We start from the raw sequence: 15,488 nt of genomic DNA, 5'->3' as shown, positions 1-15,488 counted from the left end.
TGCATCAGCGCAGGGCCGGTATCAAAATCAGGCGGCAGCCTTGGAAAGTGCTGCCTTCTGCGTCTGGTAAGCCCAGGTGAGCCAGGGCATGACGGCTTCCATATCAGCCGTCTCGATGGTGGCGCCGGCCCAGATGCGCAGACCGGACGGGGCGTCGCGGTAAGCGCCGATATCGAGGGCGACATTTTCCTTTTCGAGCAGGGCGACGACGCCCTTGGCAAAATCGGCCTGTGCCGCGGCATCCAGCGCCTGGACCTCGGGATCGACGATCTTGAGGCAAACAGACGTGTTGGAGCGAGTTTCCGGCTTCACGGCCAGGTTGGCGATCCAGTCGTTCTTCTCGATGAAGTCGTAGATAACCTTGGCATTGGCATCGGCGCGGCCGATCAGCGCCTTCAGGCCACCGAGATTCTTTGCCCAGAGCAGCGCGTCGATATAATCTTCAACGCAGAGCATGGACGGCGTGTTGATGGTTTCACCGGTGAAGATGCCTTCGATCAGCTTGCCGCCGGAAACCATGCGGAAGATTTTCGGCAGCGGCCATGCCGGTGCGTAGCTCAAGAGACGCTCAACGGCGCGCGGCGACAGGATGATGACGCCATGGCCGCCCTCGCCGCCGAGAACCTTCTGCCAGGAGAAGGTGACGACGTCGAGTTTCGTAAAGTCCATATCCTGCGCGAAAGCCGCCGAGGTGGCGTCGCAGATGGTCAGGCCCTTGCGGTCGGCGGGAATGAAATCGGCGTTGGGAACACGAACGCCAGAGGTCGTACCGTTCCAGGTGAAGACCACGTCGCGGTCGAAATCGACTTCGGCAAGGTTCGGCAGCAGGCCGTAATCGGCCTCGAACTTGCGAACGTCCTTCAGCTTCAGCTGCTTGACGACGTCGGTGACCCAGCCGGCGCCGAAGCTTTCCCAGGCCAGCATATCGACGCCACGTTCGCCGAGCAGCGACCAGAGCGCCATTTCAACGGCGCCGGTGTCGGATGCGGGAACGATACCGATGCGATAATCGGCGGGAACATCAAGAACTTCACGGGTGAGATCGATGGCCTGCTTCAGCTTGGCTTTGCCAACCTTGGCGCGATGCGAGCGACCGAGCGGCGCATCGGAGAGAGCATCTAGCGACCAACCGGGGCGCTTCGAGCAGGGACCAGAGGAAAAATGCGTATTGCCCGGACGGACGTCCGGCTTCACGATATCTGTCATTTGACTACCCTTCCAGATAGGCGCTCCACGTTAGGGTGGAGTGTCCTGACGCCGTTGCTATTCCTGTCGCCGATCCCAGTCAAGCGGAATATGTCGCTACGCAGAAGAATCTTGGTCCATATGCGTCATGTCCCTTGCCACATGCCGATAAAACAAAACCGCCCGCACCCGGAGGATGCGGACGGCCCGAAACTATCAGGTTGGCGTGACGATTATTTATAAACGGCAGGCTGCAGAGGAATATCGGCAGGCGGCATGTATTGCGCGGTGTCGCAACCGTTGAAGACATAACGGCCGCCGACACGCACTTCATGCGAATAGAGGCCCTTGTCACGGCCGGGGCCGCCGCCATTCTCATAGGCGAACATGTCGCCCTTGTTAATCTGCCGGAAACGGTAACCGATATCGGCCTTGAGGTTACAGGTGACATCAATGGATGCGCCGGCCATAAGGGCGTAAGCGAAACGCCACTTGCCCCTGCCACCGTGTTCGGTGGTCGGGTCGCAATAGCCCGATCCGTCTGTCGCGCAGGAGGTATTACGCAACTTGTCCCACTTCACGTAGGACGCGCCGATACCGCCGCCGACGTATGGTGTGACGCGGCCGTAGGTACCCAGATCGACATAGGCGTTCGCCATCAGCGTATAAGCCCGCAGCGCGCTTAGGTCGGCCGATACGCACGGCGTTCTGCTTCCCAAAGGACCACCGCCACAAAAACCACTAGTGGAACCGCGGAAATCCGACTTGCCCATATAGTCGAAGGTCAAGTCGCTGCGGAAATAGTTGCTGAACTGATAACCGACACCGGCGCCAATGACATAGCTATCGTCGACCTTCGCAGTATCGAAATCAGCGAGATAGCCACCAGGGCCACCCTGATAATAATTGGCACCACGCAGCTTATTGAAAGAATAACCGACGTCGCCACGCAGATACCAGCCGCTTGCCTGGGTGATCTCCACTTCGGGAGCATAGGTCGGCGCAGGCTCAGCTTGATAAAGATCGGCGGCAATGGCGCTGGTGCCGGTCAGCAGGACGGCCAGAAATCCGGCCAGGGCGTTTTTCATGACTTCCACTCCAGAAGAGGCACGTGCGTTTGCGGCAGCAGATGCCAGTGAACTGTTCAGTCATGGAGATTGACGTAAAATGGTTAAGTCCCGATTAACCACGCTCATTCACTATATTTATTAGTAAATACTCAAAGAAAAAGCCGGCGGAAAGCCGGCTTTTTGCTGATTTGTTGTTGCTATGCCTCACGCGGCAGAGCGGGCATTCGCGATGATGCCGACAAGATCATTGACGATACGCTCCACCTTCGCGCTATCGTCGCCTTCCGCCATCACGCGGATCAGCGGTTCGGTGCCGGAAGGGCGGATGACGAGACGGCCATTATCGGCAAGCGCACTTTCCGCATCCGCAATTGCCTGCTGCACGACCGGGTTTTCCAGCGGTTTGCCACCGGAGATACGGACATTCTTCAAAAGCTGCGGCACGGGCTCGAACTTGCGGCAAACCTCGCTCACCGTGCGGCCGGAGCGCTTGACCTTTGCGAGAACCTGCAATGCCGCAACAAGCCCATCCCCCGTCGTGCCGTAATCCGACAGCACGATATGGCCGGACTGCTCACCGCCAACATTGAAATTGTGGTTGCGCATGTGTTCGACCACATAGCGGTCGCCCACCTTGGTGCGGGCAAGGGTGAGGCCCTTGTCGCCAAGAAAACGCTCAAGACCGAGATTGGACATGACAGTTGCGACGATGCCACCGCCGCGGAGGGTGTTGTCTTCGGCCCAGCTGTCGGCGATGACGGCCATCAGCTGGTCGCCATCGACGATCTCACCGCGTTCATCAACGATGATGACGCGGTCCGCATCACCATCCAGCGCAATGCCGATATCGGCTCGCACCTCGTGGACCTTTTTCTGAAGGGCTTCCGGGTGCGTGGAACCGCATTCGAGGTTAATGTTGATGCCGTTCGGCTCATTGCCGATGGTGACGACTTCCGCGCCGAGTTCCCAGAGAGCCGCGGGCGCCACCTTATAAGCCGCGCCATTGGCGCAGTCGATGGCGATTCGCAGGCCGCTCAATGTCACGTCGCGCGGCAGGGTGCGCTTCACGAACTCGATATAACGATAGATGTCGCCATCGACGCGCTTCGCTCGGCCGATTTCGGCAGGTTTCGCCAGTTGGGCGTAGATATCCTTGTCGAGGAGGTCTTCGATCTCCAGCTCCAGCTCATCGGAAAGCTTGTAACCGTCAGGCCCGAAAAGCTTGATGCCGTTGTCGGAGAAGGGGTTGTGCGAGGCCGAGATCATCACGCCGATATCGGCGCGCAGCGAGCGGGTCAGCATGGCGACGGCCGGCGTCGGGATCGGGCCGAGCAGGAAGACATCGAGACCGGCGGCGGTGAAGCCGGCAACCAGGGCGTTTTCCAGCATATAGCCGGAAAGGCGCGTATCCTTGCCGATGACGACACGATGGCGATGATGGCCACGGCGGAAAATCGTCCCGACGGCAATGCCAACCCGCATCGCCAGATCAGGCGTCATGGGGAAGACGTTCGATTGTCCGCGGATACCATCGGTTCCGAAATAACGGCGTGCCATTTTAACTCCAAATCTTTTCCAGCATTCCGGCATAAGCTGAAAACAGCCGGAAGCGTTTTTGGCTAGATGCCACAAACCACGATAAACAGCACGTAAATTACCGCAAAAATGGCTTATATCTTGTTACCAAAATGAAAAGGCCACCCGGAAACCCGGATGGCCTTTTACAATTTCTAACAGACGCGGTCGATCAATGCGGCTGCGGCTCCATGCCGCCTTCGGCTTCACCGTCGCCCTTTGCTTCGCCGTCACCCTTCACTTCACTGGGACCGTCCTTCTTGGTGCCGGCCTTCGGCACTGCGGAACCACGGCTGCCCGGAGAATCGTCGCCCAGATCGCGGGCGGGCTTCTCACCCTTCAGCAGGGCCTTGATCTCGTCACCCGTCAGGGTTTCGTATTCAAGCAGACCCTCGGCAATCGCAACGAAACCATCGTGATTTTCCGTCAGAATGCGGCGAGCCTCGGCATAGGCCTCATCGATCAGGCGGCGAACTTCCGTGTCGATCGTCTGGGCTGTGGCTTCGGAGACGTTCTTCGACTGCGAAACGGAATGGCCGAGGAACACTTCCTGCTGGTTTTCACCATAGGAGACCTGGCCGAGCGCATCGGAAAAGCCCCATTGCGTCACCATGGCACGGGCAAGCTTGGTTGCCTGCTCGATATCCGAAGACGCGCCCGAGGTAATGTTTTCCTTACCGAAGGTCAGTTCTTCGGCAACGCGGCCACCCATCATGATCACGAGGCGCGACACCATCCACTTGTAGCTCATGGAATAGCGGTCGCCTTCCGGCAGCTGCATCACCATGCCGAGTGCGCGGCCGCGCGGGATGATCGTCGCCTTGTGCAACGGATCGGCCACGGCAACCTTCAGAGCGGTGATGGCATGACCGGCTTCGTGATAGGCAGTCAGCTTCTTTTCGGCCTCGGTCATGGCGGAAGAGCGGCGCTCCGCACCCATCATGATCTTGTCCTTGGCGTCTTCGAATTCCTGCATGGTGACCACGCGCTTGTTGCGGCGGGCGGCCATGAGGGCGGCTTCGTTGACGAGGTTCATCAGATCGGCACCCGAGAAACCGGGGGTACCGCGAGCCAGAACCTTGAGATCGACATTCGGCGCGAGCGGCACGTTGCGGATATGCACCTTGAGGATGCGTTCGCGGCCAACGATATCAGGGTTCGGCACGACAACCTGACGGTCGAAACGGCCGGGACGCAGAAGTGCGGGGTCAAGAACGTCAGGTCGGTTGGTGGCGGCGATGAGAATGATGCCCTCATTCGCCTCAAAACCGTCCATCTCGACCAGCAGCTGGTTCAGCGTCTGTTCGCGCTCGTCGTTACCGCCGCCGAGGCCGGCGCCACGATGGCGGCCGACGGCGTCGATTTCATCGATGAAGATGATGCAAGGCGCATTCTTCTTTGCCTGCTCGAACATGTCACGCACGCGGCTGGCACCGACGCCAACGAACATTTCCACGAAATCCGAACCGGAAATCGTGAAGAACGGCACATTGGCTTCACCTGCGACGGAACGCGCAAGAAGCGTCTTACCGGTGCCCGGAGGACCAACAAGCAGAACGCCGCGCGGAATCTTGCCGCCGAGGCGCTGGAACTTCTGCGGGTCACGCAGGAATTCCACGATTTCCTCAAGATCCTGCTTGGCTTCATCCACGCCTGCGACGTCATCGAACGTCACGCGGCCATGGGCTTCCGTCAGGAGCTTGGCCTTGGACTTGCCGAAGCCCATCGCACCGCGCGAACCGCCCTGCATCTGCCGCATGAAGAACAGCCAGACGCCAAGAATGAGAAACATCGGCAGAAGCGTGCCGAGATAGCTCAGGAAGCCCGAGGAGCCATCGCTTTCCGGGCGCGCCACGATGGTCACGTTCTTGCTCTGCAAGCGCTCCATCAGGCTATCGTCGATGACGGGGGAATAGGTCTGAAAGGCCGTGCCGTTTTCGGTATAGGTTCCGAGAACCCGGTTACCGGTGACGGTCACGTCGCGAACTCGCCCGGAATCCACGTCGCGGAGAAACTGGGAATACGGAATTTCCCGTGAACCCGTTTGCGTCGGCGACGTCTGGAACATGCTGAACAGCGCGATCAGCAAGAGGGCGATCACGGCCCACAAGGCGAAATTTCTGAAATTTGGGTTCATCGAACTCCCCGAACTCACACGGGCACAACTACTGCCCGCTATTACGTGCCCTTAACATAAGGACGACATCTGCCCTTGCCAAGGCAAAGCGCATTATCTGATGCGTTTTGGTGTAAAAACTGTTCCAAGGCAATTCACGAAAATGAGGCCCGATTTAAACCGGGGGCTGTGGATATGCCGGCCGTCCGAACAAAACAGCGATCGTATTTGCCAACTCAAGGTCGAAGCGTGGCAGAAAAAGATCGAAGGGCGCCAGCCTTGGCGTCACATCGACCGTCAACTCCTCGACCGTTTGCCCCGCTTCCGCTGCGGCGATTTGCGGAAGGCCCGATAGCGCCAATCTGGTCACTCCCGGCGGCACCGATGGAAAACCCGCTCCAGTACCAGCCTCCTCCGCGCTGACCCGGACAGGGAAAGGCGACCGGTTTTCCACGATGAAGCGATCATCCCACAGGCCCTTCTGATATGCCTCAAGACGAAGCTCCGGCAGATTTCGTTGCTCGCGGAAGATATATAGCCCACCCCGTCGGCGATCAAGCAGGACACGACCGACTGTCATACGTCCGTAATTGCCGGTTTTGAGGAAGCAAAGAACGCGCTCCATGCTGCCCGCGGCCGGCAGATAGGGCCGCCCGCCGAGACTTGCTATCAGCACTGCCAGCCCGTGCCGGAAATCCGCCCGATCAGGCGACACGCCGTCCGGCTGCAATTTCGCGAGCGCACCAGAAAAGACCTCGGCGTGTGCGCGCAGGAAAACTGCCGTTTTTTCAGAGGATATACGCCTTTTTTCCGCCTCTCCCCCATCGGCCGGAAGCGGAACATCAGGCAAGGCCTGCCGCATGCGAACACGCTCATATCGTGGATTTTCGTTGCTTGGATCGTCGAGCCAGCGCCGCGAACGGGACGACACGTAATCGCGGATCGCCTGCCTTTCACACCTCAGGAATGGCCGCATGATCCAATGGCGCCGAGCGTATAAAACCGCGTCCGCCATGCCGGAAAGGCCGAGATTGTCCTCGCCGCTGTTGCGGGCAGCGCGCATCGCGACGGTTTCCCGCTGATCGCCGGCCGTGTGACCCGTCACCACGAGATCGGCATCGAACGCGACGGCTGCTTCCGCGATAAGCCGGTAGCGGGCAAGACGGGACGCTTCCGAAATGCCGGAGACCGGCTTTAAACCTTCCCACCGGCGTGTGACGTGCGGAATGCCCAGCTCGGCGCAAAGTGTCGCAACCTTGCGGGCCTCATCGGCGGATTCCACTCGCAGAGCGTGATCCACTGTAACGGCAGAAAGCCGAAGCAGATCGCGCCCCTTCTTGGACATCACCTCATGCAATGCCAGCAACAGGCCGGTTGAATCGCTGCCGCCGGAGATTGCGACGAGAATATGCGCAGGTTCGCGGAATTTTTCGACAAAGGACCGTGCGGCCGCAAGCGGCGCAATTGGCTGTTCGTTCGGAATGCGGACATCAACCGGCATGAAAAGACCGCCGCGATGGCAGGGAAGAGATCAGCAGCTCAGCCGCTTCTGTTCACTGGCGACTTTGTTCAGCACGGTCTTCGAGGCATTGGGGTAACGCTTCGGCACCTCGCGCAGCGTGGCGCAGGCCGTTTCGGTATTATCGAGAGCGGCAAGGGACATGCCAAGCTTCATCAGCATTTCCGGAGCCTTCGGAGACTTGCCATAGGCCTGGTGGCCGTTAAGAAAGGTCTTCGCGGCTTCGTTGAACTTGCCCTGAGAATATTGCGCTTCACCCAGCCAGAAGCTCGCATCCGCGGCTTTCGTGCCCTTGGGGTAACCCTGCAGATATTGTTGGAACCCCTGCTCCGCCAGCTTGTAATCACCGGAAAGGACATGACCGTAAGCGGCCTGGTAGATATCGCCTTCGCTGGTCAGCGCCGCTGTATTGACGGGATCGGTCTTGCGCGTGCTGTTGCCTGTTGTCACGCCGGGAAGGCTGCCGGAAGAATTGTTGGCGCCTGAATTGAGCGTGCCGCCAATAGGCATCCCCTTGGAATCAAGTTCGATCGAACCGAGCGTGGTCTCACCCGGCGCGCCTGTCGGAGCACTGGAGGGAGCGGACGGTGAAACGGAAGCGCCACCCTCGGGTGGCGTTTCGATGATCGTTGCAACGTCGTCGGTCGGGGGCGTCGCCGGACTGACCGGACTTGCCTCCGCCTTCTTTTTCGGCGTTGCTGCAGGACTTCCGCCCTTTCCGCTTTCCAGTTCCTGGAAGCGGAACTCATTGTCTTCCTGCGCCTTGCGGATCGTTTCCTGCATCTGCAAAAGCTGGAAGCTCATTTCCTCGATACGGCCGTTGAGTTGCCGGATCTGTTCTTCAAGCTGCTGAACCCGATAGGCTTCATTGGCCTGAACCCGGACGACCGGGGGCTGCTGCTGAGAATTGATCGTGCCGAAGCTACCCCCCGCACCGAACAGCGGACCCGAAACGGCGATGCCGCTCAAGCCGGTGCAGGCTGCAAGCCCCAGCATTCCCGCCACGACAAGTTTCTTCATCTCATTCGTCCTGCCTTAACTGATTTGCACCGGAATAGTGCAAGCCGGATTTTTTCCATATCGACCGAAAAAGCAACTTAACTTCGGCCAAACTATGAAAAAAACAAAAGGCGGCCCGAAGACCGCCCTTTATTTACGTTCACAAAAACGTCAGGCGATTACATGCCTGCGCCGCCGAGAACCGTGACCGCGCGACGGTTCTGCGACCAGCAGGAAATGTCGTCGCAAACCGCGACCGGGCGTTCCTTGCCGTAGGAGATCGTCTTCATGCGGCTTGCCGGAACACCCTGAGAGGCCAGGAAGTCGCGGGTTGCTGCCGCACGGCGGGCGCCGAGTGCCAGGTTGTATTCACGCGTGCCGCGCTCGTCGGCATGGCCTTCGACCGTGATGGCGTAGTTCGGGTAACGGGCAAGCCACTGTGCCTGGCGCTGCAGGGTCTGCTGGGCGTCGGCGCGGATCGAGGTGGAGTCCGTGTCGAAGAAGATGCGGTCGCCGACATTGACCGTGAAGTCCTGCTGGGAGCCCGGCGTTGCAGAGCCTGCGCCACCAAGGCCGAGTTCACCGGCGCTGTTCGGCATGTTCTTCTTGTTCGCGCAGCCTGCGAGAGCAAGCGCGAGCGTCATGGCGATGACAGCCGGGTTACGGGCCAGTTTCTGCATGGGGCTGAGTGCCGAAATATGTGTACGGCTCATCGCCGGTCTCTCCTTAGGATTTCAATAACGTTGCCGGACACTAACTGATCGCGGTTAATAGCCGGCAAACGCTTATGGTTAACAGAAAGGAAATGTCCCAGTTTTTTGCTCCCTCACAACACTTTGCGGCAAGAAAGAGGCACATTCCCTGTGGTATGCGTAAAACATCACGGCACCGGTTTAAGCCGGCGCCGTGATGGCAGTCATATCAGTCCAGAAGCGGCGACCAGGCCGGGTCTGAAGCGAAGGTCGGTGTCTTGATGAGCTGTTCATTGTAGCCCGTCAGGTCGATCGAATAGAGCTGCGGACCGCCCGCACCCGCGTTCTGGCGGAAGAACATCAGTACGCGGCCATTCGGTGCCCAGGTTGGCCCTTCATTGTGGAAGCCGCTGGTCAGGATGCGTTCGCCCGAACCATCCGTCTTCATCACACCGATCGAGAATTTGCCGCCAGACTGCTTGGTGAAGGCAATCAGATCGCCGCGCGGGGACCATACCGGCGTGGAATAAGAACCATCGCCGAAGGAAATGCGCTGCTGGCCGGAACCATCGGCATTCATGACGTAAATCTGCTGGCGGCCGCCACGGTCACTTTCAAAGGCAACACGCTGACCGTCAGGCGAATAGGACGGGGCCGTATCGATCGCCGACGTGTTGGTCAGGCGTGTCGTGGTACGAGAGCGCAGATCCATGGTGTAGATATTAGCGTTGCCATCCTGCTGAAGGCTCATGATGACCTTCTGCCCGTCAGGCGAAAAGCGCGGCGAGAACGTCATGCCTGGGAAGTTGCCGACGACTTCACGCTGTCCGGTTTCCAGCTGCAGCAGGTAAACGCGTGGCTGCTGGCCTTCAAAGGACATGTAGGTGACTTCCTGGCGGCTCGGCGAAAAACGCGGTGTCAGGACGATGTCGTTCGAGTTGGTCAGGTTGCGGACGTTGAAACCGTCCTGGTCCATGATCGACAGCTGCCGCTTGCGGGCGGTCTTTGGTCCGCTTTCGGAGACGAAAACGACACGGGTGTCGAAATAGCCCTTTTCACCGGTGATGCTTTCATAGATCGCATCCGCGATGATGTGGGCGACGCGACGCCAATTTTCTGGCTGGGTGAAGAACTGCTGGCCTGCCATCTGCTTATTTGCAAATGTGTCCCACAGACGGAATTCCGCACGTAAGCGACCATCCCCTTCGCGCGTCACGCGACCCGTCACAAGCGCCTGCGCGTTTATGACTTTCCAGTCCTCGAAACGCGGCTGCTGATCCGGATTGCTGATCTTCTCGATGAAGGCGTTCTTGTTGACCGGCGCAAAAAGACCGGACCGCTGCAAGTCGGCGGCGATGACCGCGGAGACCTGCGCGCCGATGCCGTCGCTCGACATGAAGTCGGTGATGGCAATCGGCAGCGGCTCGACATTACCCTTGTTGATATTGATTTCCACCCGTGCAAAAGCCGGTGCGGAGAAAACCGACATGAGGGCCGCGACAGCGAGCACCAGCCGGATCGGCGAAAATATCTTCATGTTGCCAGGCCTTTCAGCATTCATAGCAATTCACTGGGATCGAAGTTCACGACGACTTCGTTCCATGCATCGTATTTGTCGGCAGGAAGGTTCGTGAACGGAGCAGAACGCATGATGGCGCGATAAGCTCCGCCGGAAAGGGCACGGCGCGTCCCTTCGGAACCGCCCGTCGCCTCGATCTCGGGCCGACCGATGATGGAGCCATCACGGTCGAGCTTCATGGTCACCCGGACGCGAACGTCCGAGGCATCCGCCATGCCGGGAATGATCTGCCAGTTCTTCTGGATCGCGCCGCGTAGCGCATCCATTTCCGTCTGGCTGAGCGTCGAGCCGCCCGTTGATTTCTTGCCGCCAAGGGCTGCCGTCTGCGTCGAGCGCTTTGCGCCGCCGCCGGAAGGCGCCTGCTTGTTCAACAGCGCGGCAATATCGTCGGCGTTGAAATCGCTTTCTTTCGAGGAAGCGGACTTCGCAGTCTCCTGCTTCTTCTCGCCGGGCTTCTTATCGGAAGGCTTGTCCGTCGACTTTGCCTGATCCGGCTTTTTCTCAGCTGGCTTTTCGGCCGGTTTCTGCTCCGCTGGCTTCGTCTCGGCCTGTTTCGGCTCTTCCGGCTTCGGCGGCTCGGGCCTCGAATTCGGACGGGGAACGTTCTGCGGCACCGGTATTTCTGCCGGCTCCTGCGTGGCAGGCGGCGGTTCTTCCGCCTTGGTTTCCTGCGGCGGCGGCTCGGTCTTGGGCTGCGGTGCGACTTCAGGCTTGGTCTGAGGCAAGGCGGCCATTTCCTGCGGCTTGGGAGCCGAGGTTTCCTCCTTGACGATTTCCTTCACCTCATTCGCTTTGGTATCAACGACGGGCTGCGGCTTCTCCTGCTTTGGCGGTGCGGCCGCGGCGATATTGTCGTTAGGCTTGGCGGTCGGCGTCGGCGGCGCCTCGATATCCGCGGTGTTATTGCCAATATTCTGCGCGTTCTCGATGATATCGGGACGGGTTGTCGGAACAGGCGCGGATTTTTCCGCCTTGGGCGCATTTTTATCGCCCTGCTGTATCTGGGTCAGTTCCTCGATGGGCACCAGCTCCACCGGCAGTGCCTCAGCCTGAGACACGTCGAGGGGTTCCGGCGAGCCCAGGGAGACAAGGGCGAAAGCCAGAAGCGACGCATGCACGATCGCGGATGTGGTAAGGCTGCCCTTCATCGCTTTACGTCAATTGTCCTGTTTCTGCTGGGTCACAAGGCCGATATTTTTGAAACCGGCCGCCTGGATACGCGCCATCACATCCGCAACGACGCCATAGGCGGCAACGGAATCCGCGCGCACGAAAATGCGTTCGTTATAGCCGGTCGTGGCGATTGCCTGCAGCTTGTCCGCCACTTCAGCCGCCTGGATTTCCGTTTCCTGCAAATGGATCTGGCCATTGGCATTGACGGAAATGGTGATCGGTTGCGTGTCCGAATTCAACGCATTGGCGGAGGTCTGCGGTAGGTCGATCGGCACGCCGACAGTCATCATAGGCGCCGCCACCATGAAGATGATGAGCAGCACGAGCATGACGTCGACCAGCGGCGTCACGTTGATTTCGCTGATCGCGCCGCCTCTGCGCCGTCCGCCGCGTCCACCCCGGCGTCCGCCGGAACCGCCGCCGCTGCCACCTGCTGACATACCCATATCATCTACTCCGTTTTGCCTTGCGGCAAATCACTCGACGGCATTGCAGTCGGCCGCTTACTGGGCGGCCTGCCGTGTCTGAAGTTTTTCATCGATCTGTCGCGACAGGATTGCCGAAAATTCGTCGGCGAAACCTTCCATTCGGGCGGAAAGCTTGTGCGCGTCAGCCGTGAACTTGTTGTAGGCGATAACCGCGGGAATAGCCGCGACAAGGCCGATCGCGGTTGCAAGAAGCGCTTCCGCGATACCGGGAGCCACGACCGCGAGGTTGGTGGACTTCGAACCGGCAATCGCCTGGAACGAGGTCATGATACCGACAACCGTGCCGAAGAGACCGATAAAGGGGCCGGCCGAACCGATGGTGGCGAGCGAGCCGAGGCGCGCCTCGTATTGTTCGCTTTCCCGCGCCATGGTCACGTCCATTGCCCGGTCGATACGCATCTGCAGGCCGATCGGCGAACGTGCGCCGCGCTCGAAGGATTTTTTCCATTCGCGCATGGCCGAAACGAAAATTGCGGCCAGACCGCCATTCTGGCGCTCCGCCAGCGTCCGATAGAGCTCTTCAAGAGACTGGCCCGACCAGAACACCTGTTCGAACTGGTCGAACTGGCGCCTCGCCTTGCCGAAGCTCACATATTTGTCGAAGACGATTGCCCACGTCCAGACCGAGGCGGCGATAAGCCCGATCATCACGAGCTTAACGATGAGGCCCGCCTGCATAAACAGCGCCCAGAGACTTACATCATGCGTCGCCGCTGCCAAACCTGCCTGTTCCATAAATATCCAATCCCCGAATCCAAACGCCCGGTACGGGACCGGGCGATTCAAACGCGTGTTAACGCTCGAAGTCCTGCGGCAACAGCCGCCAACCCCTTAGCCATACCCCGATACTTGCCAGTAAGCCTTACTTGCCAATAAATTTGGTGAAAGGAAGGCGTGCGCTGCACAAATGCCAGTTGCTAAAGTAAGACACCATTATGGTTAAAGGAGTGTTACAACCCGGCCACGCCCGGCGGATTTACTGATCCGGCCCGTCAATTACTTCAGAAATTTTTCCGCCACCGTCTCGGGAAGACGCCTTGGCCGGCCATTGGCATTGATGACGGCTATGATGACCTTGGCGGCGACGAGCAGCGTTTCACCGCGCCTGATTTCCTGATTGAGCACCATTTTTGCGCCCCCGGCCTTCTCGGTGATGGTTGTCACCGTCAGCACGTCGTCCATCCGGGCGGGGCTTTTAAAATCGATCTCCATGCGATGCACGACGAAGACCAGACCTTCTTCATCAGCGGTCAGAAGCGCACTTTGTTCGCAGCCGAGGCAACGCAGGTAATCGGTACGGCCCCGCTCAAGAAAATGCAGGTACCGCGCGTGATAAACCAGGCCGGAAAAATCGGTATCCTCGTAATAGACGCGTTGCATCAGGCGGTGACCGTGTTCGATCAATTCACCCGACAGCGAAACCAAAAGCTCGCTCATAATGTCTCCTTGGGATTTTCAGTAGCGTCGGAGCGGCCCTCGCGGACAATCAGATGCTCGTGCCGCAGGGGCAACGCCTCGATGCGCTCTGCGATGAAGCGCGGGCGCAGATCGTTCCTGATCAGCGCGGAAGTTCGTGAAGGCAGCCAGCGAAATTCGACCTCGATGCCATCCATCACCCTGTGGACGATGTGGTTTCCATGGAATGGCAGGGGATGGCCCAGCGAAACGAGATAATAAAATCCCAATTCATGGGCCGAATAACCGTCATAGGCGAAAAAGTTTTCGGCCGACCATAAAAGGCGCTCCACCGAACACGTCCGATCAAGCTCCTCACCGATCTCCCGAACAATGGTCTGCTCGGAGCTTTCTCCGATTTCAGCCCGACCGCCAGGCAAGGCCCAGTAGTCATCCCCTGCGCCACGCTGCACCAGAAGATGATCACTCTGAAAAATGAGGGCTGCCACGCGCATGCTGAAAAGCTGCGGTCTGCGATCCAACCGGATCATGTGACGTTGGGGCGGAGAGGTCATTTATCGTCCAGATCGCCGTCGTGCCAGACGAGGTGTCGCGTGGCCTTGGGCAGGTTCTCTATTTCGTCGGCGATGAAATAGGGGGGAATATCGAGCTCCGTCAATGCCTGCCGGGTTGCCGCGACCCAGCGAAACTCAAGCTCGTTATCGCCATCCTGAACACGGTGAATAATGTCGGTGGGATGAAAGGCAAGCGTTTGCGGCAGGTCCATCAGGTAATAAAAGCCGAGTTCGTGCCAGTCCTTGCCTTCGTAATGGAAGAAATTTTCGACCGCCCACAGAAGCCGCCCGATCTTGGCTTCCACACCGAGCTCCTCGACCATTTCCCGCGCCAGCGTTTCTTCTGAGCGCTCACCCATTTCGGCACGCCCGCCTGGAAAGGTCCAGAATTTTTCATGTGTGGCCCGGTGCACCAGGACGTGGCCATCGCGGAAGGCCAGCCCCGCGACCCGCATCTGGAAAATGCGCTTCGGCTTGAACTTGATGCGGATGCGGGTGTCCTGCTTGGTATCGTGTGTCATTGGGCGGGCCTGCGGGCTGGAAACATCAAATCGGTTTCCGTCCACCCTAATGCATCCATCTCGTCTTTTCTCGCCTTTGCATCATCTCCCACAATGAATTCATCCAGTTGCGGCGGCTTGACCGGGGTCCCGGACAGCATCGCATGCGCCTGCCCGCGATGATGCGTCTGGTGCTGGAAGAGATGCGACAGAACGTCGTCGCAGCGATCCTGCTGGATACGCCTGCCGCGGTGGATATTGACAGTAGCGGCGAGGCGATCTTCATCGAGCCCGTCGACAAGGGCAATCAACACCTCGTCAAGCTCTGTCTGGGCGCCTTGCAACGCCGGCATGTTGGCAAAGGGTTCCTCTACGGCAAAGGCGGCCAGTCCCAGTGTGCCGCCCTGCAACGCATCGATATAAAAGCGGTCGACAGTGTAGATATGATTGAGCGTCGCACGCAGCGTCGGGAAGAAACTGATGCGGCGGGCAACAAACTCCTCCTGCGAAAGCTGGAGACAGGCTTGATGCAGCCGGTAATTGGCGAGCCGGTTGTTGCGCGCAAGTTTGCGGAAAACCCGCAGCGGATCATAAGGCATCGGCATCCCTCCCGTAACACCTA

General features: G+C 59.0%; 15 protein-coding genes. All 15 read right to left on the bottom strand.

All coding sequences use genetic code 11. From position 1 onward, the window contains the following. Positions 1 to 27 precede the first annotated feature (27 nt). The 15 genes from AGR2A_RS20955 to AGR2A_RS20885 all read right to left on the bottom strand — a co-directional run bounded on the left by AGR2A_RS20955 (position 28) and on the right by AGR2A_RS20885 (position 15,465). Positions 28 to 1,206, bottom strand: coding sequence for a phosphoserine transaminase (locus AGR2A_RS20955; protein WP_022563040.1), 1,179 nt, complete (start codon positions 1,204 to 1,206; stop codon positions 28 to 30). A gap of 212 nt (positions 1,207 to 1,418) precedes the next feature. After that, positions 1,419 to 2,273 carry an outer membrane protein gene (locus tag AGR2A_RS20950; protein ID WP_072493285.1) on the bottom strand — a complete coding sequence of 285 codons (855 nt, stop codon included), beginning with the start codon at positions 2,271 to 2,273 and terminating at the stop codon, positions 1,419 to 1,421. A gap of 186 nt (positions 2,274 to 2,459) precedes the next feature. After that, positions 2,460 to 3,812 carry a phosphoglucosamine mutase gene (glmM, locus tag AGR2A_RS20945; protein ID WP_004445721.1) on the bottom strand — a complete coding sequence of 451 codons (1,353 nt, stop codon included), beginning with the start codon at positions 3,810 to 3,812 and terminating at the stop codon, positions 2,460 to 2,462. 190 nt (positions 3,813 to 4,002) lie between these two features. Beyond that, the gene (ftsH, locus tag AGR2A_RS20940) at positions 4,003 to 5,967 is read right to left on the bottom strand and encodes an ATP-dependent zinc metalloprotease FtsH (protein ID WP_004445722.1); all 1,965 of its coding nucleotides are present in this window, start codon (positions 5,965 to 5,967) and stop codon (positions 4,003 to 4,005) included. Between the two features lie 154 nt (positions 5,968 to 6,121). Further along, complete coding sequence (gene tilS / locus AGR2A_RS20935) at positions 6,122 to 7,447, bottom strand: tRNA lysidine(34) synthetase TilS (protein ID WP_072493286.1); 1,326 nt, start codon at positions 7,445 to 7,447, stop codon at positions 6,122 to 6,124. Positions 7,448 to 7,477: 30 nt separating this feature from the next. Then, positions 7,478 to 8,485 carry a tol-pal system protein YbgF gene (ybgF, locus tag AGR2A_RS20930; RefSeq protein ID WP_072493287.1) on the bottom strand — a complete coding sequence of 336 codons (1,008 nt, stop codon included), beginning with the start codon at positions 8,483 to 8,485 and terminating at the stop codon, positions 7,478 to 7,480. 158 nt (positions 8,486 to 8,643) lie between these two features. Further along, positions 8,644 to 9,177: a peptidoglycan-associated lipoprotein Pal gene (pal, locus tag AGR2A_RS20925; RefSeq protein WP_004445728.1), complete on the bottom strand. Its 534-nt coding sequence runs from the start codon at positions 9,175 to 9,177 to the stop codon at positions 8,644 to 8,646. Between the two features lie 208 nt (positions 9,178 to 9,385). Beyond that, entirely contained in the window at positions 9,386 to 10,693 is a 1,308-nt protein-coding gene (tolB, locus tag AGR2A_RS20920; RefSeq protein ID WP_072493440.1) for a Tol-Pal system beta propeller repeat protein TolB, read from the bottom strand. 20 nt (positions 10,694 to 10,713) lie between these two features. Beyond that, complete coding sequence (locus AGR2A_RS20915; protein ID WP_072493288.1) at positions 10,714 to 11,883, bottom strand: hypothetical protein; 1,170 nt, start codon at positions 11,881 to 11,883, stop codon at positions 10,714 to 10,716. 9 nt (positions 11,884 to 11,892) lie between these two features. Then, complete coding sequence (gene tolR, locus AGR2A_RS20910) at positions 11,893 to 12,354, bottom strand: protein TolR (RefSeq protein WP_004445732.1); 462 nt, start codon at positions 12,352 to 12,354, stop codon at positions 11,893 to 11,895. Between the two features lie 57 nt (positions 12,355 to 12,411). Then, the gene (tolQ, locus tag AGR2A_RS20905) at positions 12,412 to 13,131 is read right to left on the bottom strand and encodes a protein TolQ (RefSeq protein WP_003523238.1); all 720 of its coding nucleotides are present in this window, start codon (positions 13,129 to 13,131) and stop codon (positions 12,412 to 12,414) included. A 261-nt stretch (positions 13,132 to 13,392) separates the two neighbouring features. Further along, entirely contained in the window at positions 13,393 to 13,833 is a 441-nt protein-coding gene (ybgC, locus tag AGR2A_RS20900; RefSeq protein WP_004445735.1) for a tol-pal system-associated acyl-CoA thioesterase, read from the bottom strand. Continuing rightward, positions 13,830 to 14,366 carry an NUDIX hydrolase gene (locus AGR2A_RS20895; RefSeq protein ID WP_072493289.1) on the bottom strand — a complete coding sequence of 179 codons (537 nt, stop codon included), beginning with the start codon at positions 14,364 to 14,366 and terminating at the stop codon, positions 13,830 to 13,832. Before AGR2A_RS20895 ends, ybgC begins: the two co-directional genes overlap by 4 nt. Continuing rightward, entirely contained in the window at positions 14,363 to 14,887 is a 525-nt protein-coding gene (locus AGR2A_RS20890; RefSeq protein WP_072493290.1) for an NUDIX hydrolase, read from the bottom strand. The genes AGR2A_RS20895 and AGR2A_RS20890 overlap by 4 nt, the downstream gene beginning before the upstream one ends. Continuing rightward, on the bottom strand, positions 14,884 to 15,465 hold the full coding sequence (locus AGR2A_RS20885) for a DinB family protein (protein WP_072493291.1): 582 nt from the start codon (positions 15,463 to 15,465) through the stop codon (positions 14,884 to 14,886). Before AGR2A_RS20885 ends, AGR2A_RS20890 begins: the two co-directional genes overlap by 4 nt. Positions 15,466 to 15,488: the final 23 nt, after the last annotated feature.

This window comes from Agrobacterium genomosp. 2 str. CFBP 5494, from assembly GCF_900013495.1.
Taxonomy (GTDB): Bacteria; Pseudomonadota; Alphaproteobacteria; order Rhizobiales; family Rhizobiaceae; genus Agrobacterium; species Agrobacterium pusense.
Note: the sequence above shows the minus strand (reverse complement) of the source record. Positions and strands in the feature narration are given on the sequence as shown.

Bases quoted from the DNA above. Each gene is read 5' to 3' on its own strand.
- AGR2A_RS20955 (WP_022563040.1), bottom strand. From the start codon at position 1,206: ATGACAGATATCGTGAAGCCGGACGTCCGTCCGGGCAATACGCATTTT.
- AGR2A_RS20950 (WP_072493285.1), bottom strand. From the start codon at position 2,273: ATGAAAAACGCCCTGGCCGGATTTCTGGCCGTCCTGCTGACCGGCACC.
- glmM (WP_004445721.1), bottom strand. From the start codon at position 3,812: ATGGCACGCCGTTATTTCGGAACCGATGGTATCCGCGGACAATCGAAC.
- ftsH (WP_004445722.1), bottom strand. From the start codon at position 5,967: ATGAACCCAAATTTCAGAAATTTCGCCTTGTGGGCCGTGATCGCCCTC.
- tilS (WP_072493286.1), bottom strand. From the start codon at position 7,447: ATGCCGGTTGATGTCCGCATTCCGAACGAACAGCCAATTGCGCCGCTT.
- ybgF (WP_072493287.1), bottom strand. From the start codon at position 8,485: ATGAAGAAACTTGTCGTGGCGGGAATGCTGGGGCTTGCAGCCTGCACC.
- pal (WP_004445728.1), bottom strand. From the start codon at position 9,177: ATGAGCCGTACACATATTTCGGCACTCAGCCCCATGCAGAAACTGGCC.
- tolB (WP_072493440.1), bottom strand. From the start codon at position 10,693: ATGAAGATATTTTCGCCGATCCGGCTGGTGCTCGCTGTCGCGGCCCTC.
- AGR2A_RS20915 (WP_072493288.1), bottom strand. From the start codon at position 11,883: ATGAAGGGCAGCCTTACCACATCCGCGATCGTGCATGCGTCGCTTCTG.
- tolR (WP_004445732.1), bottom strand. From the start codon at position 12,354: ATGGGTATGTCAGCAGGTGGCAGCGGCGGCGGTTCCGGCGGACGCCGG.
- tolQ (WP_003523238.1), bottom strand. From the start codon at position 13,131: ATGGAACAGGCAGGTTTGGCAGCGGCGACGCATGATGTAAGTCTCTGG.
- ybgC (WP_004445735.1), bottom strand. From the start codon at position 13,833: ATGAGCGAGCTTTTGGTTTCGCTGTCGGGTGAATTGATCGAACACGGT.
- AGR2A_RS20895 (WP_072493289.1), bottom strand. From the start codon at position 14,366: ATGACCTCTCCGCCCCAACGTCACATGATCCGGTTGGATCGCAGACCG.
- AGR2A_RS20890 (WP_072493290.1), bottom strand. From the start codon at position 14,887: ATGACACACGATACCAAGCAGGACACCCGCATCCGCATCAAGTTCAAG.
- AGR2A_RS20885 (WP_072493291.1), bottom strand. From the start codon at position 15,465: ATGCCTTATGATCCGCTGCGGGTTTTCCGCAAACTTGCGCGCAACAAC.